The sequence below is a fragment of the Micromonospora sp. DT68 genome (genome assembly GCF_049847245.1).
Lineage (GTDB): Bacteria > Actinomycetota > Actinomycetes > Mycobacteriales > Micromonosporaceae > Micromonospora > Micromonospora profundi.
On record NZ_JBNCNZ010000006.1, the window covers coordinates 116365 to 136308 of the forward strand.

The following is a 19944-nucleotide window of genomic DNA, read 5'->3' on the forward strand; positions in this document are numbered from 1 at the left end:
CGTCCCGGTCAGGCGGATGTCTGCGCGTGCAGCTCCGCACGGGCGATCGAGCGCCGGTGCACCTCGTCCGGGCCGTCGGCGAAGCGCAGCGTGCGCTGGTGGGCGTACATGCTGGGCAGTGGGGTGTCCGGTCCGAGGCCGGCGGCGCCGAACGCCTGGATGGCGTGGTCGAGCACGCGGAGCGCGACGTTGGGAGCGATGACCTTGATCCCGGAGATCTGGGTCCGGGCCGCCTTGTTGCCCTGGGTGTCCATCAGCCAGGCGGTGTAGAGCGTGTAGAGCCGCGCCTGGTCGATCTCGATCCGCGCGTCGGCGATCCAGCGCTGGATCTGGCCCTGCTCGGACAGCGGGCCGCCGAACGCCACGCGGGACGTCACCCGCTGGCAGAGCAGCTCAAGGGCGCGCTCGGCCGCCCCGAGCGACCGCATGCAGTGGTGGATCCGGCCCGGTCCGAGCCGCGCCTGGGCGATCGCGAAGCCGCCGCCCTCCTCGCCCAGCAGGTTCGTCACCGGAACCCGGACGTTCTCGAACGTGATCTCGCAGTGCCCCTCCTGGTCCTGGTAGCCCATGACGGTGAGGCTGCGCACGAGTGTGACGCCCGGGGTGTCCAGCGGCACGAGGACCATGCTCTGCTGCCGGTAGGTGGGGCCGTCGGGGTCGGTCTTGCCCATCACGATGGCGATCTTGCACCGGGCGTCGCCGGCCCCGGAGATCCACCACTTGTGGCCGTTGATGACGTACTCGTCGCCGTCGCGGACGATCGAGCACTGGATGTTGCGGGCGTCGGAGCTGGCCACAGCCGGTTCGGTCATCGCGAAGCAGGAACGGATCTCGCCCTCCAGCAGCGGCTGGAGCCACTGCTTCTGCTGCTCCTCGGTGCCGAACATGGTGAGCAGCTCCATGTTCCCGGTGTCCGGTGCGGAGCAGTTCAGCGCCTGCGAGGCGATGTGCGAGCGGCCCAGGATCTCGGCAAGCGGCGCGTAGTCGAGGTTGGACAGGCCCTCGGTCCACTGGGTCTTGTGCGGCAGGAACAGGTTCCAGAGGCCACGGGCCCGTGCCTCGCGCTTGAGTTCCTCCATCACCGGAGGAAAGAAGTGCGGGTCACCGCTGTCGGCGAGTTGTTGCCGGTAGACCGGCTCGGCCGGATAGACGCACTCGTCCATGAACGTCAGCAGCGTTTCTCGCAGGGCGGCGGAGGTGGGCGAGTAGGCGAAGTCCACGAGAGCTCCAAGCGTCGTCGATCGGACCGGGTCGGAAGCGGAGGTGAGTCCGGGCCTCCGACGATCCGGATGGTTGCGTCGGCCCGGTACCGGTGCTCAAATTAGAGCCGACGTCGACGTCGGCGTCAAGAAATCGGACAGGTCCGTTGGTGGACCTTTTCGCGACGAATGGAGACGACGTGGCGCCAGCCCGCGAAGCAGTAATCGTGGCCACCGCACGGACGCCGATCGGTCGTGCGCACAAGGGGTCGCTCCGTCAGGCACGGCCGGACGATCTGGCCGGTTTCGCCATCGCACAGGCCCTGGGAAAGGTCCCAGCTGTCACCCCTGACCAGATCGGCGACGTGATCGTCGGTACCGCCAACCCGGCGGGGGAGCAGGGACTGAACGTCGGACGGCTGGCCGCGCTGCTGGCCGGGCTGCCCGACACCGTCACCGGGACCACCGTCAGCCGGGGATGCGCCTCCTCGCTCGACGCGATCCGGATCGCGGCGAACGCCATCGTGGCCGGCGAGGGCGACGTGTACGTGGCGGGCGGCGTCGAAAGCGTCTCCCGGACCTCAAGCGCACACATCGACGACGCCGCCACGAACCCGCGGTTCGGCACCGACCCCCTGCCGGACGCCTACATCACGATGGGGCGCACGGCCGAGAACGTGGCCGACCAGTTCGACATCTCCCGCGCCCGGATGGACGAGTACGCCAAGCTCTCCCAGGACCGCGCGGTCGCCGCCCGGGACCGTGGGTTCTTCGCCCGGGAGATCAGCCCGTACCGGCTGGACGACGGCACGCTCGTGGAACAGGACGACTGCCCGCGCGCGAACGTCGACCTCGACGTGCTGGCCGGGCTTCCCACCCCGTTCAAGGTCGACGGGCGGGTCACACCCGGCAACTCCTGCCCGCTCAACGACGGCGCTGCGGCGGTCGTCGTGATGTCCGCCGAGCGCGCCCGCGACCTGGGGATCCAACCCCTGGCGCGGATCCTGGGCTGCGCCACCACCGGTTTGGCCCCGGAGATCATGGGGGTCGGGCCGATCGAGGCGGTACGCCGGCTGTTCGACCGCACCGGGCTCGCCATCAGAGACGTCGACGTGCTGGAGCTCAACGAGGCGTTCGCGGCGCAGGTGCTTGCGGTCGTGGACGCCCTGAAGATCTCGGTGGAGGACCAGCTCAACCCGCACGGCGGCGGGATCGCCCTGGGCCACCCCTTCGGCATGACCGGTGCCCGGATCATGACCACGCTGCTCAACGGGTTGGAGGCCACCGGCGGTACTGTCGGCGTCGAGACGATGTGCGTCGGCGGCGGGCAGGGGATGGCCATGGCTGTCGAGCGGATGGCGTGACCCGATGACGTACCCCACGGCGCATGCGCTCCGGTGGCCGGACCGGCCGGCGGTGGTGATCGCCGAGACCGGCGAAACCCTCACCTACGGTCAGTTGGACGATGCCTCCCGCCGACTGGCGCGGGCGATGTGGAACGCCGGCCTGCGCCCCGGAGACCATGTCGCCCTGATGATGGCCAACCACCTCAGCTTCCTGGAGGTGTACTGGGCGGCGATGCGGTCCGGGCTGGTCCTCACCCCGATCGGCACTTCGCTGACCGCCGACGAGGCGGCCTGGATCGTCGACAGTTGCGGGGCCAGAGCCCTTGTGGTGGACGCGGCGGCACCCGCTGCGGGCGCCCTCGCCGCCGTACCCGCGATGGTGTTGAGGCTTGCGGTCGGTGGCCCGCTGGCGGGCTTCGACGACTACGCCGAGACGCTCGCGGCGTCGTCGGCCGAGCCGCTGGAGCACGAGCCGCTGGGCGTCGCGATGGTCTACAGCTCCGGCAGCACCGGGCGGCCCAAGGGGGTACGCCGCGAGCTGTCCGGCCGCACCGTGCAGGAGGGACACCCGCATTTCCTGCGCTGGCTCAGGGAGCTGTGGAAGTTCACCGACGACTCGGTGTTCCTGACTCCGGCCCCGCTGTACCACGCCGCGCCGCTGTCGTTCTCCAGCACCGTCACGGCGGCCGGCGGCACCGTAGTGCTGATGCGCAGGTTCGACGCGGATGCGGCGCTCACGGCGATCGAGCGGTACGGCATCACCCACGCGCTGATGGTGCCCACGATGTTCGTCAGGCTGCTGCGGCTGCCCGCCGAGCGGCGCCGGGCCGCTGTGCTCGACTCGCTGTCCGTCGTGATCCACGGTGCCGGACCGTGCGCCGTCGACGTCAAACGCCAGATGATCGACTGGCTGGGGCCGATCCTGCTGGAGTACTACGCCGGCAGCGAGGACAACGGCACCACGTTCATCGATTCGCAGGAGTGGCTGGCGCACCCGGGGTCGGTGGGCCGCGCCATCGCCGGCTGCCGGGTGCACGTCTGCGGCCCCGAGGGGGACGAGCTGCCGTCCGGGCAGGATGGCCTTGTGTACTTCGAGGCCGAGGGCGGTCGGTCCGACTTCGAGTACGTCGGTGGAGCCGACAGCTCGGCGGCCCGCCACCCGGTACGCCAGGACTGGTCCACGCTCGGCGACATCGGCCACCTCGACGACGAGGGCTACCTCTACCTCACCGACCGGCGGGACTATCTGATCATCTCGGGGGGCGTGAACATCTCGCCCCAGGAGATCGAGAACGCGGTGATCGGCTACGAGCCGGTGGTCGACGTGGCCGTGTTCGGCGTTCCGGACGAGGAACTCGGCGAGCAGGTGGTGGCGGTCATCCAGCCCGTCGACCCGGCTGTCGACCGGGACGAACTCGTGGCCGGGCTGCTCGCGTACCTGACCGGTCGGCTGGCCCGGCACAAGATTCCGCGGTCGGTGTTCGTGGTGGAGGCCCTGCCGCGACTGCCCACCGGCAAGCTCGCCAAGAACCGCCTGCGGGAGCGGTACCTGCCGGCCCGTGCCCTGGACACGGCCGCCGGGCCGCAGGAGTTCCGGGCCTCCGTACGCGCGCTGCTGGAAAGGGAACTTCCGCCCGGCTGGAGCGGGCTCGGGGCGCTCGGGGACGACGAACTGCACAAGTGGATAGCGCGCTGGCGCGCGGTGCTGGCCCGGCACCGCCTGCTCGCCCCCGGCTGGCCGGTCGAGCACGGCGGGCTCGGTCTCGCCCCGGACCAGCAGGTGGTGCTCCAGGAGGAGTTCGCGAGGGCCGGAGTGCCAAGCGGCAGCGGCAACGACCCGTTCGGCATCGACATGCTGGGCAACACGCTGCTCGCCCTCGGTACGACCGAACAGCGGGCCCACTACCTGCCCCGGATCCTCGACGGCACCGACGTGTGGTGCCAGGGCTTCTCCGAGCCGGGCGCTGGATCCGACCTGGCGGCGGTGCAGACCCGTGCGGTGCTCGGCGCCGACGGGCGCTGGCGGCTCACCGGGCAGAAGATCTGGACCTCGAACGCGCACCTGGCGTCCTGGATCTTCGTGCTGGCCCGTACCGGCGCCCGCGCTGAGCGACACCGTGGCCTGACCTTTCTGCTCGTGCCGCTGGATCAGCCGGGTGTCGAGGTGCGCCCGATCCGGCAGCTCTCCGGCGCCTCCCACTTCAACGAGGTGTTCTTCACCGACGCGGTGGCCGCCGATGTGGTGGGCGCCGTCGGTGGAGGCTGGGCGGTAGCAATGGCGTTGCTCGGCCACGAGCGCGGGCAGTCCGCCACGACCCAGGCCATCCGGTACCGCGCGGAGTGGGAGCGGCTGGTCCGTACCGCCCGGGAGAACGGCATGCTGGATCGGGCCTGGGTACGTGACGGCCTGGCCGCCGCGTACGTCCGGATCGAGGTGATGGACGCGCTCGGCCGGCGGCTGGCCGACGGCGGCCTCACCGGTGCCGACGCGGCGGGGGACGCCGCCCTGTTCAAGTTGCAGTGGAGCGCGCACCACCAGGCGGTGACCGAGCTGGCCCTGGAGATCCTCGGGCCGGAGGCCACCACGCCGACAGGGCGTGTGCTGGAGCTGGGCTATGGCGGCCCGGACGCGGCCGGCGCGCCGATCAGCTCGGCCTCCTGGGTCGACATCTTCTACAACGCCCGACCCGGAACCATCTACGCCGGCACCACCCAGGTGCTGCGCAACGTGGTGGCCGAGCGCCTGCTCGGGATGCCGAAGGAGGTGCGACCGGCGGGCCCCGGCTGAGGTCAGTCCTTCTTGAGCCCGATCGCGTTGGCCCACAGGCGGGTCAGGCCGTCGACGGCGGCGTCGAGGTCGAATTCGTAGTCGGGGCCGGCGTCGGCGCCCATCCACAGGTACGCGAAGCGGCTGAGCATCGAGGTGAGGGCCACGGCGCTCAGGTGCGGGTCGAGGTCCGGGTCGGCGAAGCCGTCGGCCTGGAGCCTGCGGATCGAGCGTTCGGTCCGGCTCATGGTCTGCTGTGCCCGGGACTCACGGATCGCGTGGATGTCGTCGTTGAACGTCGACACCTGCTCGATGATCGCCATGATCCGGCTGTGCCGGCGGTAGGACTCCAGGTAGCGGCGGTTGGCGGCCTCGATCCGCTGGTACGGGGTGAGGTCGGCCGACCCGCCGCGCTGGCCGTCGAACATCTCGGCCTGGATCTGCTCGGCGACGACCCGGAAGATCTCCTCTTTGGAGGAGAAGTACGTGTAGAACGAGCCGTGCGCGAGGCCGACCTCCTTCGCGATGTCGGTGATCCGGGCATCGATGAACCCGTCCCGCTCGAAGACCCGGTGGGCGCCCTCCACCAGCTTGGCGCGACGCTCGAGATAACGCTTCGACTGCGTCGCCGCGCCGTCCGGACGTGCCGGCGTGGTGGTCCTGTCTGTCACTCGTCGCCCCATTCGATCTCGTGTCGCCCGGTCGGCCGCTGTCGACCGGCCGTGTGAACCGAATCATAGAAAATCCTGGACACCGGGTAGTGCCTCGTCCTAACGTCCTGTGCAACGAATCTGACCCCGACGTCAGAGTCAACCCTAACTCCCCTGCTTGACGCGCGTCGCGGGTCTCCCAGGATTAACGCGAGAAAGGTGACGGGATGCGTGCCTTCCTGATTCGCAGACTGGCCACCTTCGTGCCCACGCTGCTTCTCATCACCTTGATGGTGTTCGGGCTGCAACAGATCGTGCCGGGCGGTCCCGCCGAGGCGATCGCCGGCGCGGGATCGACCCAGGAGTCGATCGACGAGATCAACAGGCAGCTCGGGCTGGACCGCCCGCTCATCGAGCAGTACACCTCCTGGATCGGCAACCTGGTACGCGGTGACCTCGGCACGTCGTACTTCAGCCGGGAGCCGGTGGACGAGCTGCTCTCCCGCCGGCTCGAACCGACGGTGCTGTTGGTGGTCTCGGCGCTCGTCCTGGCCCTGCTGATCGGCGGCGGCGCCGGTCTGTGGGCCGCGGCCCGGCGTCGCCACCTGGACGGCCGTTCGGTGCTCGCCGTCTCCGGCATCGGCCTCGCCGTCCCGGACTTCTGGCTGGCGACGATCGCCGCCGGCTTCATCGGTCTCGACCTGGCCCTGCTGCCGGCCGTCGGCTACACGCCGCTCGCCGACGACTGGGTGCAGACGATCCGCTCGATCATCCTTCCCGTCCTGGTGCTCTCCTTCGCCACCGGCGCGCTGGTCTGCCGGCACGTCCGCAGCGCGGTGAGCCAGGCCCTGGACAGCGCGCACATCCGTACGGCCTGGGCGATGGGCCTCGCGCCCCGGCAGGTGTACCTGGGCGACGCGTTGCGCTCGGCGGCGCCCGCCGTGGTGACCCTCCTGCCGCTGCTGGTGGCCACACTTGTGGGTGCCTCGGTGGTGGTCGAGAACGTGTTCGCGATTCCCGGCCTGGGCGGCCTCATCGTGCAGTCGGTCGACAACCGGGACTACGCGACGTTGCAGGGCACTGTGCTGCTGATGGCGCTGCTGGTGCTCATCCTCAACTTCGTCGCCGACCTCGTGCTCGCCCGGCTCGACCGGCGGGTGGCGGCGTGAGCGCGGCGGCCGGCGCGCTGGCCGGCGTCCGGGTGATCGAGCTCGGCCACGCCATCGCCGGCCCGCACTGCGCGCAGATGCTCGCCGACCACGGCGCGGACGTCGTCAAGGTCGAGCCGCCGGTGGGGGAGATGTCCCGCGACGCCCTGCCGGTCGTGGACGGCGTGAGCGTCTACTTCGCCTCGCACAACCGGGGCAAGCGCAGCATCTGCCTGGACCTCAAGACCCCGCCCGACCTGGAGCTGCTGCTCCGGCTGTGCGACACCGCAGACGTCGTGCTCACCAACTACGGCGCCGACGTGCCGCAGCGACTGGGCTGGTCCTACGACGTGCTCCGGGCCCGCAATCCACGACTGGTGATGGTGCACGTCACAGGCTTCGGCTCCGGGGCGTCCGACGCGCCCCGTGCCGCGTACGACGGCGTCATCCAGGCGATGAGCGGGATCGCCGACCTCACCGGGCAACCCGGCGGGGAGCCGACGTTCGTCGGTGCCTTCGTGGCCGACCACGTGGCCGCGTACCACGCGACAATCGCGGTGCTCATGGCGCTGCGCGAGCGTGAGGCCACGGGCGCCGGAACGTTCGTCGACGTGAGCATGCTCGACTCGTACACCGCAATGCTCGCCCACGAGGTCGGCCTGGCGGCCGCCGGCGTCCCCCGTGGACGCTGGGGCAACCAGGTCCAGACCGCGTTCGCGAACGTCTTTGCGGCGCGGGACGGGCAGGTCTTCCTGGCCCCGTTGGGTGACGCCGCCTGGCAGCGGTTCTGGGCGGTTCTGGGCGGCACCGACGTCAGCTACGACGAGTCCACCGGAGAGGCGCGGGAGCGTCTGGAACAGGTGGTGGGCGACTGGACCTCCGGTCGCACCATCGCCGAGGTGCTCGACGCGATGCGCGCCGCGGGCGTGGCGGCGGGACCGATGCGCCCGGTCGGGGAGGCGGTCACGGCGATGGCCGGCACGGGCATGGTGCTGACAGTTGAGGGCCCCGACGGCCGGCCGGTGCGGGTGCCCGGCCGGCCGGTGCGGGTCGGCCTCACCGAACGCCCCGGCGCGCTCACGGTGCCGCGGACCGGTGAGCACACGACGGAAATCCTCACCGAACTCGGGCTCGCCCCGCACCAGCAGCAGGACCCGGCCGAGCGCGGCCCGGCCGCCCCGGTAGCGCGATCGCAGGAGGCAGACCGATGACCACGTCGATGGACCCGCGCACCGCTGCCACGCCGCTGCGCGTCCGCGCCGGGCTGGCCGCCCGGCGGCCACGGTCGGCAAGCGGCCCGCGCGCGGTCGCCTTCTGGATCGGTTCCGCGGTCGTCCTGCTGGTGCTGCTGGCCGGGCTGCTCGCGCCCTGGCTGGCGCCGTACGACCCGCTGGCCATCGATCCGGCCGACCCGTACGCCGGGCCGTCCGGCGCGCACTGGCTCGGCACCGACGCGAACGGCCGCGACGTGCTGTCCCGACTGATGCACGGCTCGGCCTCCAGCTTCCGCGGAATCGCCATCACCGTCGGTGTGGCCGGAGTGTTCGGCAGCCTGTGGGGTCTGGTCGCCGGCTACGTCGGCGGGCCTGTCGACGAGGTGTTGATGCGCCTCGCCGACGCCGTGATCTCCTTCCCGGGCATCGTGCTGGCCATCGCGATCACCGGCGCGCTCGGCCCGAGCCTGCTCACCGCGATGCTCTCCGTCGGTGTCGTCTTCGCCCCGATCGTCGCCCGGCTGCTGCGTGCCCAGGTGCTGGCGCTGCGGCAGGCGGAGTTCGTGCTTGTGGCCCGGTCGCTCGGCGTACGCGGCTGGCGGATCGCGCTGCGGCACGTGCTGCCCAACGCGATGGGGCCCGTCGTCGTCCAGCTCTGCGGCCTGGCCAGCACCGCGCTGATCATCGAGGCCGCGCTCGGATTCCTCGGCCTGGGCGTGCAGCCGCCGGCACCCAGTTGGGGGCCGGACCTGGCCCGCGCGTACGCCGACTTCTACGTCAACCCGTTGCTCACCGTCGCTCCCGGCCTGCTGATCACCGCTACCGCGTTCGCGATCAGTCAGGTCGGTGACGGCCTGCGCGACCGCCTACGGATCGGATGAGCCGTCCCGTCATCCGCTCCTTTCTTCTCACCAATTCCCTCGATGAGGAGCAGCAATGTCCATATTCGGCCCCCGCCGCCTACCCACCACTGCCCTCGCCGTCAGCATCCTCGTCCTCGCGACCGGGACCGCATGCGGATCCGGCGAGTCCGGAACCGACTCGACGGCCGCCGCACCCTTGAAGATCGGCACGGTCAACTTCCCGACCTCACTGGACCCGACAGTGAGTTCCTCGGGGTACGACTACCCGCACCTCAACCTGGTCTACGACCGCCTTCTGGTCGGCGATCCCAAGACCGGTGAGCTCGGCCCCGGCCTGGCCACGTCGTGGAAGGTCGCCGACGACGGCTCCTCGATCACCCTGGAACTGCGCGAGGGCGTCAAGTTCTCCGACGGCACGACGATGGACGCCGCCGCCGTGAAGGCCAGCATGGATCGGTTCAAGGCGTCCGCGAACGGCCAGGACATCGCCAGTGTCTCCGCGATCACCGCAGAAGGCGCCAACACAGTGGTGCTCACGATGAGCAAGCCGGACTCCTCGATCCCGACGGCGTTGAGCGACCGGGCCGGGATGATCGTCTCGCCGACCGCTGTCGAGAAGGAGGGCAAGGACTTCGCCGCCCGTCCGGTCGGCGCCGGGAAGTACACGCTGGAGAGCCTGCAGACCGGGGCGGCCGTCAACTACAAGCGCAACGACGCGTACTGGGGTGACAAGGGCAAGGCGCCCACGCTCAACTGGCAGGTGTTCAAGGACCCGCAGGCAATGGTGACGGCGTTCCAGAGCAACGTGGTCGATGTGGCGATCTCGGTGCCGCCGCTGAGCGTCGAGAAGCTCAAGACGGTGCCGGGCAAGCAGGTGGTGGTCGGTCCCGCGTACTCCGAGACAATGATCAACTTTAACGCGAAGCTGGCGCCCACCGACAAGGTGGAGATCCGGCAGGCCATCAACTACGCGCTCGACCGCGAGGTCATCCGGAAGGCGGCAAGCGGTGACGCCGCCGAGGTGACCTGGACGGCGCTGCCGCCGACGCACCCGTACCACGACGCGTCGATCACACCCACCTACGCCTACGACGAGGCGAAGGCCAAGGCGCTCGTCGCCCAGGCCACCGGTGGCAAGCGGGTGGCAATGAAGTGCCTGACCTTCCCGGGCCTCAACTACGAGACCAGCGGCCCGATCATCATCGACTCGCTGAAGAAGATCGGCATCGACGTCACCATCCAGTCCGAGACCGCCGCCGCGGCCACCGAGGCGTTCTGGGCCAAGAGCCAGGCGCCCTGTTTCCTGTCCGGCTGGACCGGCCACGCCGACCCGGCGATCACCTACGGCCGGTTGCTCAACCCGGACTCCTTCTACAACGCCGGCAAGACCGACTTCGGCACCGCGCAACTTCAGGACAAGCTGTTGACCACGTTCGACTTCGCGCCGCGCAAGGCGGCGGCCACCGACCTCGCCAAGAAGGTGGCCGAGGTCGCGCCGTTCGCGCCGCTGTTCACCGTACCGATGATCGTCGGTCTGTCCGACCAGGTCGACGGCTACGAGCCGAACGCCAGCGGCCGACCGGACATGTCGACGGTGGCCCGCAAGTGACAAGCGCGGAGCAGGCGGCCCTGGAGATCCGTGACCTGGGCATCAGGTTCGCGGGGAGCCCCGAGCCCGCGGTGCGGAACGTCTCGTTCACTGTCGGACGCGGTGAGGTCCTCGGCGTGGCGGGGGAGTCCGGCAGCGGCAAATCCTCTATCGCCCTCGCCGCGCTGGGGCTGCTGCCGCCGGACGCCGAGGTGACCGGAAGCATCCGCCTCGGCGACCAGGAACTGGTCGGGCTCCGGGGCCGCCGGCTCCGCGCGATTCGTGGTCGGAGGATCGCGATGATCTTCCAGGAGAGCGTCTCGGCGCTGCATCCGATGCGCCGGGTGGGTGACCAGATCGTCCGGGTGATCCGGGCGCACCTGCCCGGCAGCCGGGCCGAGGCCGGTGCGCGCGCGGTGGCGGCGTTGCGCGACGTCCGGCTCGACCCGGATCGGGTCATGGGCAGCTACCCGCACCAGCTCTCCGGCGGGATGTGCCAGCGAGTGATGATCGCGATGGCGCTCAGCTGCGAGGCCGACGTTGTCCTCGCCGACGAGCCCACCACGGCGCTTGACGTCTCGTTGCAGAAGGACATCCTCGTCCTGCTGCGGGAGCTGGTCGCCTCGCGCGGCCTGAGCGCCGTCTTCATCAGCCACGACCTGGGCGTCCTCGGCGACGTGAGCGACCGGGTGATGGTGCTCTACCGCGGTGAGGTCAAGGAGGTCGGTGCGGTGGACGCGATGCTGAGCCGGCCGCAGCACCCCTACTCGCAGGCGCTGCTGGACTGCGTACCCCGGCTCGGGGGCGACCGGCTGCGGACCTTCCCGGAGATCGCCGCCGACCAGGCCGGTGGCTGGACCGGCGGTGGGTGCAACTACGCGGCCCGCTGCCTCCGTGCAGCCGACGACTGTCGGGAGCACCCCGACCTGCGCAGTGTCGAGGAGAGCCTGGTGCGCTGCCGGCACCCGCTGGGTGAGGCGGCCCCCGCCGGCCGGACGGAGGTGCTGCGGTGAGCGACGTCCTGCGGGTCTCGAAGGTGTCGAAGGACTACGGCTCGGGCGACCGCGCCCACCGCGTGCTTTCCGACGTCAGCCTGGAGTTGGCGCGCGGCGAGGTGCTCGGCGTCGTCGGCGAGTCCGGCTCGGGCAAGTCCACGCTGGGTCGGATCGTCGCCGGCTTTCTGCCGCCGAGCCAGGGCAGCGTCGAGCACCTCGCCGGCGGGCCACGGTCGGTCCAGATGATCGTCCAGGAGTCGGCCGGGGCGTTGAACCCCCGGCTGCCGGTCTGGCGGTCGATGGCCGAGGTCACCGCTGTCAACCGGCGGTTGGCCCGCCGGTTCCGCGAGCCGTCGATGGAGTACGTGCGGTACGTCGGGCTCAGCGACGCCGACGCCGACCGCCGCCCGACGCAGTTGTCCGGCGGTCAGCGCCAGCGCGTCTCGATCGCCCGGGCGCTTGCCGCCAAGCCTGCGGTGCTGGTCTGCGACGAGGCGGTGTCCTCGCTCGACGTCTCGGTACGCGCCACAGTCCTCAACCTGCTCAACCGGGTCCGAGTGGACTTCGGCATCGCGATGATCTTCATCTCGCACGACATCGCCGTCGTGAGCCATCTGGCCGACCGGGTGCTGGTGCTGAGCAACGGAAAAGTGATGGAACACGGGCCGACCGAGCAGGTGCTCACCCGGCCCGAGTCGGACTACACCCGCGCCCTGATCGCGGCGACCCCCAGCCTGGAACGTCGCCTGATGCATTCCGCCGAAGGAGCCTGAGCAATGGACGTCTTCGAGGCGATCCGGACGACGCGCGCGATGCGGCGACTGGATCCCACGGTGCCGGTCACCGACGAACAACTGTGGACCATCCTGGGCGCGGCCCACTGCGCGCCCTCCGGCGGCAACGCGCAGTGGCTGCGCTGGGTGGTGGTCACCGACGCCGAACGACGCGCTCGACTCGGCGAGATCTATCGGGCCTGCTGGGCGCCGGTCCGCCGGCGCTACGACGACCGCGTGCCCGCCGACCCGGAGGCGGCCGAGAAGCAGGCACGGATGCTGCGCTCGGCGGACCACCTGGCCGAGCACATGGGTGAGGCGCCGGTCCTCATCGTCCCGGTGACGACAGTGGACGAGCCGTCGTCGGTGTTTCCGGCGGTGCAGAACCTCATGCTGGCGGCGCGGGCACTGGGCCTGGGCACGACGCTGACCACCACGCACCGGCACGCCGCCGACGAGGTGCGGAAGGTGCTCGGCCTGCCACCGGACGCGATCACCTGGGCGCTGATCCCGGTCGGCGTCCCGACCGGCCGCTGGGGCGAGGCCCGCAGGCGTCCGCTGGAGTCGGTCGTCTACTGGGACACCTGGGAGGCGACCCGGTGAGCGACGCCCAAGCCGACTTCCGCCAGTCGCTGCGCGGTTTCCTGGCGAAGGCGTCACCGGAATCCGAGGTACGGCGGCTGATGGAGGCCCCGATCGGCTTCGATCCCGCAGTCTGGCAACGGATGGCGGTCGAGCTGGGGCTGCCGGGTGTGGCCATCCCCGAGGCGTACGGCGGGCAGGGCTTCGGCGGCGCGGAGCTGCGGCTCGTGATCGAGGAACTCGGTCGCGTCCTCTACGGCGGCCCGTACTTCGCCACCGTGGCCCTCGGGGCCGAGCTGCTGCTCCGGCTCGACGACGAGCGGGCCCGCGCCGACTTGTTACCCCGGATCGCCGACGGGTCGCTGCCTACGGCCGTCTCGCTGGGCGGCGACCTGCGGGCCCGGGCCGGCGAGGACGGGACCTGGGTGGTCGACGGCACCGCGACGCACGTCGTCGACGCCGAGGCGGCGACGCTCCTGCTCGTGGTCGCCGCGACCGTGGACGGTGTCGACGTCCTGGCGGTGGACCCGGCCGAGGCGGAGGTGACAGTGCAGCCGTCGCCCGTGCTGGACCCGACCCGCCGCCAGGCTGTGGTGCGCTTCCGGTCAGCCCCGGCACGGCGGCTCGGGCGACCGGGCCAGGCGGCCACGGTGGTGGCCCGCGTGCGGGACCAGGCAATGGTCGCGCTCGCCGCGGAGCAGACCGGCGGCGCGGCCCGCGCGTTGGAGCTGATGGTGGAGCACGCGTTGACCCGGGAGCAGTTCGGCCGCCCGGTGGGCGGCTTCCAGGCGATCAAGCACCTGTGTGCCGAACGCCTGCTCGACGTGGAGTCGATGCGGTCGCTCGTCCACGCGGTCGACGACACCCTCGACGACGACGCCTTCGCCGTCCAGGCCCGGACCGTACGGTCGTTCTGCTCCGAGGCGTACTTCCGGGTAACCGCCACGGCCGTCCAGGTGCACGGCGGCATCGGCTTCACCTGGGAGCATCCGATCGGCCTCTACTTCAAGCGGGCCAAGAGCAGCGAGTTGCTGTTCGACGGGCCGGCGACGCAGCGGGAGGAACTCATCGACCACCTGCTCGCCGCCCGATGAGCGTCCACACGCCGCTGAACTTCCGGGACCTCGGTGGCCTGCCGACAGCCGACGGCGGGCGGGTGCGCCCCTGCGCGGTCTACCGCAGCGCCACCCCTGTGTTCCTCGACCCGGACGAGGCAGAGGCCTTTCGCGAGGTGACAGGCATCCGGGTCCGGGTCGACCTGAGGGGCCGCCGGGAGATCGCCGAGACCAGCGAACGGGACCGGCTCACAGGCGGTCTGCGGATCATGCACCTGCCGTTCGGCCGATCGACCCTGCGGCCGGTGCATCCGGACCCGGGTGTGCGCCTGGCCGAGCACTACGCCGACATGCTCGTCGTGTCCGCCGCGACGATCACCACGGCGGTGCGGCAGGCTGTGGACGCCCGCGAGAACCCCCTGCTCGTGCACTGCACAGCGGGCAAGGACCGCACCGGCGTTGTCGTCGCCGTGCTGCTCGCCGCGCTCGGCGTCCCCGCGCGCGACGTGGTCGAGGACTACGCGCGGACCCGTGAGCACCTGGTGGCGATCTGGAACCAGGCGCGGCTCCTGCCGGAGTGGGAGAAGCGGATTGCGAGCCTGCCCGAGGAGGCGCACACTGCGGAACCAGCCACCATGGAGCACTTCTTGGCGCTCGTCCAGGAGCGGCACGGCGGCGTCGCCGCCTGGCTGGCGACGCAGGGCTTCGGCGCCGCCGACCTCGACGCGCTGAGGGCCGCCCTGGTGGAGTAGTGCTCGGGCTGTGACGAGTGTCCGACACCGGCGGTCCCACCATTACCGTCTCGGAACTCCGGGTTCCTGATTGCTACCGTGATGCAAGGCGCGCGTCAACGTATCTCACGAGAGGGCAACCATGGCCCGGACCGTTTCCGCGAACGCAGCAATCCCCGGTATGTCCGAGGCGACCCACGACCAGCCTGTCGCGGCACCGCCGGGGGCCGCGCCCCGCTCGGAGTCGCTGCTGGAACGCGCCTTCACCGAGGCGCTCGAGCGCTCCGACGACAACGACGAGATCACCATGCGGCTTCTCGACGCCGCCTACGAGCAGTTCCGCCGCATGGGCGTCCGCCGGTCAACAATGGAGGACGTGGCGCGGCGGGCCGGCGTTTCCCGGATCACCGCGTACCGCCGGTTCGCCACGAAGGACCGGCTGGTGGAGCAGGTGGTCCGCCGGGAGTTCCGGCGCTACTTCGACCAGTTCCTCGTCGACATCCAGCGGGCCGCGACCGTCGGCGACCGGGTGGTGCTGGGCTTCGTCAGCGCCTTGCAGGCGATCCGCCGCAACCCGCTGATCGGAGGGCTGATGGACGCCGAACCGGACATGCTCATCCCTTCGATGATCAGCGACGGCGGGCGGACGTTGGCCACGGTGCAGCGGTTCGTCGCCGGCCAACTCCGCCGCGAACAGCACGCCGGCACCATCTCCGCCTCGGTGGACGTCGAGATCGTCGCCGAGCTGATGACCCGGCTTTCCTGCTCCTTCCTGCTCATACCCAGCCACGTCATCGACCTCGATGACACCGAAGAACTACGAGCCGTGGCCCGGCGGTTCCTCGTACCCATGCTGGAGCACGGTTCACAGGCCGAGTGATCGGCCGATCACCTCCTTCATGATCTCCGTGGTGCCGCCGTAGATGGTCTGCACGCGGGCGTCCAGATACGCCCGGGCCACCGGATATTCGCGCATGTAGCCGTAACCGCCGTGCAACTGGAGGCAACGGTCGACGGTGCGGTGCTGTAGCTCGGTGCACCACCACTTCGCCATCGCCGCCGTCTCCGCCGTGAGGTCCGGCGCGACCAGGCACTGGTCGATGAAGACCCGGCCGAGGCGCAGTTCGGTGGCGAGTTCGGCAAGCACGAACCGGTTGTGCTGGAAGCTGCCGATGGGGCGGCCGAATGCCTGGCGTTCCTTGCAGTACGCGAGGGTCTGCTCGAACACCGTCTCGGCGCCGGCGAGCGCCGCCACGGCGATCGACAGCCGTTCGAAGGGAAGGTTGCGCATCAGGTAGCCGAAGCCCTTGCCCTCGACGCCGAGGAGATTCGCCGCGGGCACCCGGACGTCGGCGAAGAACAGCTCGGCGGTGTCCTGCGCCTTCTGCCCGATCTTGTCGAGGTTGCGGCCCCGCTCGAAGCCTGCCATGCCCCGCTCCACCACCAGCAGGCTGATGCCCCGGTGCCCCGCCGCCGGGTCGGTGCGGGCCACGACGATGACCAGGTCGGCCAGGATGCCGTTGCTGATGAAGGTCTTCTGACCGTTGAGGACGTAGCAGTCCCCGTCGCGTACCGCGGTGGTCGTGATGCCCTGCAGGTCGCTGCCAGCGCCCGGTTCGGACATGGCGATCGCGGTGATGATCTCGCCGGAGCAGAAGCCCGGCAACCAGCGTTCCTTCTGCTCGTCGTTTGTCAGGTCGGTGAGGTACGGACCGATGATGTCGTTGTGCAGGCCGAACGCAGGGCCGCTCGCGCCGGCCCGGGCCAGCTCCTCGGTGAGAATGGCGCTGAACAGCCGGTCGGTCACCCCGCCTCCGCCGTACCGTTCGTCGACGGAGAAGCCCAGCAGGCCGGTCGTGCCGGCGGCCCGCCACAGGCCGCGGTCGACGATGCCGTCGGCCTCCCAGCGGTCGTGGTGCGGTGCGATCTCCTTGTCGATGAAGGCACGCACCAGTTCGGCGAACGCGAGGTGGTCGGCGGTGAGGATGGGACGGTCCACCATGTGTGTCAGCTCCTTGCCGCACGGGCCCTACCGGGCCATGTCCTTCACTGTGGCGATGAGACGCCGCGGGTCCGAACCCAGCGGTGTGACGTTGAGGATCGTGACGCCGGCGTCGCGGTAGGCCTGGACCCGATCCCGTACGTAGCTCTCCGGCCCGATCAGGCTGGTGCGCTCCAGCAGTTCGGCGGGGACGGCGGCGGCGGCCTCCGTCTTGCGCCCCGCCAGGTACAGCTCCTGGATACGGTCGGCGTCGTCGGCGTAGCCGTAGCGGCACAGCAGGTCGTGGTAGAAGTTGCGACCCTTTGCGCCCATGCCGCCGACGTACAGGGCGATCAGCGGTCGGGCGAGGTCGCGCAGGCCTGTCACGTCGCTGCCGATGGCCAGTGGACCACCTGCCACGACCTCCAGCGGCGGGAGATCGGCGGATCGTTTGCCCTGTCCGGCGGCCAGCGCCGCACCCCAGATGTCGGCCGCGCGCTCCGGGTCGTAGAGGAACGGGAGCCACCCGTCGGCCACTTCGGCGGTCATCCGTACGTTCTTGTCGCCCAGGCTCGCCACGTAGATCGGGATGCTGTCGCGGAGCGGACGGGTGAGGATCTTCAGCGGCTTGCCGAGGCCGGTGCCTTCCTCGGCGGGCAGTGGCAGCGGATACACACCGTCGTTGACAAGCGTCTCGCGTCGCCACACCTGCCGGCAGATCCGGATCACCTCGCGCGTCCGGGCGAGCGGCCGATCGTAGGCGACGCCGTGCCATCCCTCGATCACCTGCGGCCCGGACGCGCCCAGGCCGAGGATGGCACGACCGCCCGAGACCGCGTCCAGCCCCGCCGCGGTCTGCGCCAGCAGCGCCGGGGTACGGGAGTAGATGGGCAGGATGGCGGAGCCGATCTGCAGCCGTGTGGTCTTCGCGGCGAGGTAGCCCATGATGGTCGGCGCGTCGAACCCGTAGGCCTCCGACACCCAGACCACGTCGAGGCCGTCCTGCTCCCAGGCGGCCACGGCATCAGCCCCGCTTCTGGGGTCCGTCGCGTAGGCCAGGGGTGTCGCGATACGCATCAGTGGTCTCCTAGTTTCTCGCTGACGGCGCCGTTGTCCAGCCACCGCGGCACGTCGGCGCCGAGGCCCCAGTCGGTGAGGACCGTCGCGGTGTCCGCGCCCGGCGCCGGCGGGCTGCCGCCGACCGACCCGGGTGTCAGCGACAGGCGGGGCGCCACAGCGGGCTGGCGAACGCCGAAGTGCTCCTCGAACGTCGCGCGCGCCACCAGGTGCGGATGGTGCTGCGCCTCGGCGAGCGACAGCACCGGTGCCACGCAGGCATCGCTGCCGTCGAACAGCTCGGTCCACTCGTCGCGGGTACGGCCCGCGAAGACCTCCGCGAAGCGTGCGCGGAGCACCGGCCATCCGGTGACGTCGTGCTGGGCGGGCAGGTCCGCGTCGGCCAGCCCAAGCAACCGCAGCAGCTCGGCGTAGAACTGGGGCTCCAGTGCGCCGACGGCCATGTGCCCGCCGTCGGCGGTCGCGTAGACGTCGTAGAACGGTGCGCCGCCGTCGAGCAGGTTGCGGCCACGCTCGGGTTGCCAGGCGCCGTCGGCGAGCAGTCCGGCGAACATCGTGGTGAGGTGGGCAGTGCCGTCGACGATGGCGGCGTCGACCACCTGCCCCTGACCGGTGCCGCGGGCCGTGTGCAACGCGGCGAGGCAGCCGACGACGAGGTAGAGCGCGCCGCCACCGAAGTCGCCGACGAGGTTGAGTGGGATCTGCGGCGGCCCGTCGGAGCGGCCGATCGGGTGCAGGGCCCCGGCGACGGCGATGTAGTCGATGTCGTGGCCGGCGGCGTGAGCCAGCGGCCCGTGCTGCCCCCATCCGGTCATCCGTCCGTAGACGAGGCTGGGGTTGCGCTCCAGCGCGGCCTGCGGGCCGACACCGAGCCGCTCGGCCACCCCCGGACGCCAGCCCTCAATGAGGATCGCGGCCCGGTCGGCCAGTCCGAGGACCACCTCGGCCCCGTCGGGATGCTTCAGGTCCACGACGACCGAGCGCTTGCCCCGGTTGAGCAGGTCACGCCTCGGGTCGCCGGCCGGCAGCGCGCCCGGCCCCGGTCGGTCGACCCGTACGACGTCGGCGCCCAGGTCGGCCAGCAGCATAGCGGCGAACGGGCCGGGGCCGATCCCGGCGAGTTCCAGGACCCGGACCCCGGCCAGTGGCCCGCTCACGCGCCGGCCCGGGGCGCGAAACGGGGCGTACGCCTCTGGACCTGACTGGCCAGGGCCTCACCGAAGTCGGCACCGGCCAGGGAGGCGGTCATGAGTCGACTGGCATCGGCGGCCGCCTCGGCGATCCCGCACTCCAGGCCCGCGAACACCTGCCGCCGGATCACCGCCATGGAGGCTGGCGAGCAGTGTGCGGCAAGGTCGGCGGCGTAGGCTTGCGCCTGGGCCAGCACCTCGTCGCGGGGGAGTACGCGTTGCACAAGTCCGATCCGGAGCGCCTCCGCCGCGTCGATCTTGCGACCGGACACCAGTAGGTCCAGCGCGTTGCCGACGCCGACCAGCCGGGGGAGCAGCCAGGCGCTGCCGTACTCGGCGATGAGACCGAGCCGGCTGAACGCCGTGGCAAGGCGCGCCCGCGTCGCCATGAACCGCACATCGGCATACAGCGCGTGGACCAGCCCCAGGCCGGCGCCGCCGCCGTTGACCGCCGCGACGATCGGCGTTCCCAGCGTGATCGGCAGATGTGGCTCGAAGCCGAACTCTTTGGTCAGTTGGTCGCGGTGACGTTCGTCGAGCAGCGCCTCCAATGCCCCCGGATCGGCGCCCGCGCAGAACCAGTCGCCGGCGCCGGTCACCACGATGGCGCCTACCTCCGGATCCCTGTCGGCTGCCAGCAGCGCCGCGTAGTAGTCGCGGAACATGTCAAGCGTCATCGTGTTGCGCTGGTCGGGCCGGTCGAACCAGATCGTGCGTACGCCGGCGTGGGTCGCGGCCCGCAGACCACAACCGGCCGGCTCGGCCTCAAGCACGGAGAGCATCGG

18 protein-coding genes are annotated in these 19944 nt (G+C 70.9%); 12 read left to right on the plus strand and 6 right to left on the minus strand.

Going from position 1 to position 19944, the window contains the following annotated elements:
• Positions 1–8 precede the first annotated feature (8 nt).
• Positions 9–1220, minus strand: coding sequence for an acyl-CoA dehydrogenase family protein (locus ACPXB1_RS13225; RefSeq protein WP_355591897.1), 1212 nt, complete (start codon positions 1218–1220; stop codon positions 9–11).
• A gap of 179 nt (positions 1221–1399) precedes the next feature.
• On the opposite strand from ACPXB1_RS13225, the gene ACPXB1_RS13230 reads away from it, so the two are divergent.
• Together ACPXB1_RS13230 and ACPXB1_RS13235 are read left to right on the plus strand one after the other, a co-directional pair.
• Complete coding sequence (locus ACPXB1_RS13230) at positions 1400–2563, plus strand: acetyl-CoA C-acyltransferase (protein ID WP_425735333.1); 1164 nt, start codon at positions 1400–1402, stop codon at positions 2561–2563.
• A 4-nt stretch (positions 2564–2567) separates the two neighbouring features.
• Positions 2568–5333 (plus strand): AMP-binding protein, encoded by a 2766-nt coding sequence (locus tag ACPXB1_RS13235; protein ID WP_425735334.1) that lies wholly within the window; start codon positions 2568–2570, stop codon positions 5331–5333.
• A 2-nt stretch (positions 5334–5335) separates the two neighbouring features.
• Here the strand turns inward: ACPXB1_RS13235 and ACPXB1_RS13240 are convergent, their stop codons facing one another.
• Entirely contained in the window at positions 5336–5983 is a 648-nt protein-coding gene (locus ACPXB1_RS13240) for a TetR/AcrR family transcriptional regulator (RefSeq protein WP_355591888.1), read from the minus strand.
• Positions 5984–6189: 206 nt separating this feature from the next.
• Between ACPXB1_RS13240 and ACPXB1_RS13245 the strand changes: the two genes are divergently transcribed.
• From ACPXB1_RS13245 to ACPXB1_RS13290, 10 genes are all read left to right on the plus strand, one after another.
• Positions 6190–7131 (plus strand): ABC transporter permease, encoded by a 942-nt coding sequence (locus ACPXB1_RS13245; protein ID WP_355591885.1) that lies wholly within the window; start codon positions 6190–6192, stop codon positions 7129–7131.
• Positions 7128–8321 carry a CaiB/BaiF CoA transferase family protein gene (locus ACPXB1_RS13250; RefSeq protein ID WP_355591882.1) on the plus strand — a complete coding sequence of 398 codons (1194 nt, stop codon included), beginning with the start codon at positions 7128–7130 and terminating at the stop codon, positions 8319–8321. Before ACPXB1_RS13245 ends, ACPXB1_RS13250 begins: the two co-directional genes overlap by 4 nt.
• On the plus strand, positions 8318–9205 hold the full coding sequence (locus ACPXB1_RS13255) for an ABC transporter permease (RefSeq protein ID WP_355591879.1): 888 nt from the start codon (positions 8318–8320) through the stop codon (positions 9203–9205). Before ACPXB1_RS13250 ends, ACPXB1_RS13255 begins: the two co-directional genes overlap by 4 nt.
• A 55-nt stretch (positions 9206–9260) precedes the next feature.
• On the plus strand, positions 9261–10796 hold the full coding sequence (locus ACPXB1_RS13260; RefSeq protein WP_355591876.1) for an ABC transporter substrate-binding protein: 1536 nt from the start codon (positions 9261–9263) through the stop codon (positions 10794–10796).
• Positions 10793–11788 (plus strand): ABC transporter ATP-binding protein, encoded by a 996-nt coding sequence (locus ACPXB1_RS13265; RefSeq protein ID WP_425735335.1) that lies wholly within the window; start codon positions 10793–10795, stop codon positions 11786–11788. The genes ACPXB1_RS13260 and ACPXB1_RS13265 overlap by 4 nt, the downstream gene beginning before the upstream one ends.
• Complete coding sequence (locus tag ACPXB1_RS13270; protein ID WP_355591870.1) at positions 11785–12543, plus strand: ABC transporter ATP-binding protein; 759 nt, start codon at positions 11785–11787, stop codon at positions 12541–12543. The genes ACPXB1_RS13265 and ACPXB1_RS13270 overlap by 4 nt, the downstream gene beginning before the upstream one ends.
• A 3-nt stretch (positions 12544–12546) precedes the next feature.
• Positions 12547–13146 carry a nitroreductase family protein gene (locus ACPXB1_RS13275; RefSeq protein WP_355591867.1) on the plus strand — a complete coding sequence of 200 codons (600 nt, stop codon included), beginning with the start codon at positions 12547–12549 and terminating at the stop codon, positions 13144–13146.
• Complete coding sequence (locus tag ACPXB1_RS13280; RefSeq protein ID WP_425735336.1) at positions 13143–14219, plus strand: acyl-CoA dehydrogenase family protein; 1077 nt, start codon at positions 13143–13145, stop codon at positions 14217–14219. Before ACPXB1_RS13275 ends, ACPXB1_RS13280 begins: the two co-directional genes overlap by 4 nt.
• Positions 14216–14932 carry a tyrosine-protein phosphatase gene (locus tag ACPXB1_RS13285; RefSeq protein ID WP_355591861.1) on the plus strand — a complete coding sequence of 239 codons (717 nt, stop codon included), beginning with the start codon at positions 14216–14218 and terminating at the stop codon, positions 14930–14932. The genes ACPXB1_RS13280 and ACPXB1_RS13285 overlap by 4 nt, the downstream gene beginning before the upstream one ends.
• A 160-nt stretch (positions 14933–15092) precedes the next feature.
• Positions 15093–15791: a TetR/AcrR family transcriptional regulator gene (locus tag ACPXB1_RS13290; protein WP_355591858.1), complete on the plus strand. Its 699-nt coding sequence runs from the start codon at positions 15093–15095 to the stop codon at positions 15789–15791.
• On the opposite strand, the gene ACPXB1_RS13295 is transcribed toward ACPXB1_RS13290, so the two are convergent.
• From ACPXB1_RS13295 to ACPXB1_RS13310, 4 genes are read right to left on the minus strand one after another with little or no spacing between them, the layout of a single operon-like run.
• Positions 15777–16910, minus strand: coding sequence for an acyl-CoA dehydrogenase family protein (locus tag ACPXB1_RS13295; protein ID WP_425735396.1), 1134 nt, complete (start codon positions 16908–16910; stop codon positions 15777–15779). The genes ACPXB1_RS13290 and ACPXB1_RS13295 overlap by 15 nt on opposite strands.
• Before the next feature lie 30 nt (positions 16911–16940).
• On the minus strand, positions 16941–17969 hold the full coding sequence (locus ACPXB1_RS13300; protein WP_355591852.1) for an LLM class F420-dependent oxidoreductase: 1029 nt from the start codon (positions 17967–17969) through the stop codon (positions 16941–16943).
• Positions 17969–19126 carry a CaiB/BaiF CoA transferase family protein gene (locus ACPXB1_RS13305; RefSeq protein ID WP_425735337.1) on the minus strand — a complete coding sequence of 386 codons (1158 nt, stop codon included), beginning with the start codon at positions 19124–19126 and terminating at the stop codon, positions 17969–17971. Before ACPXB1_RS13305 ends, ACPXB1_RS13300 begins: the two co-directional genes overlap by 1 nt.
• Positions 19123–19941 (minus strand): enoyl-CoA hydratase-related protein, encoded by an 819-nt coding sequence (locus ACPXB1_RS13310; RefSeq protein WP_425735338.1) that lies wholly within the window; start codon positions 19939–19941, stop codon positions 19123–19125. The genes ACPXB1_RS13305 and ACPXB1_RS13310 overlap by 4 nt, the downstream gene beginning before the upstream one ends.
• Positions 19942–19944: the final 3 nt, after the last annotated feature.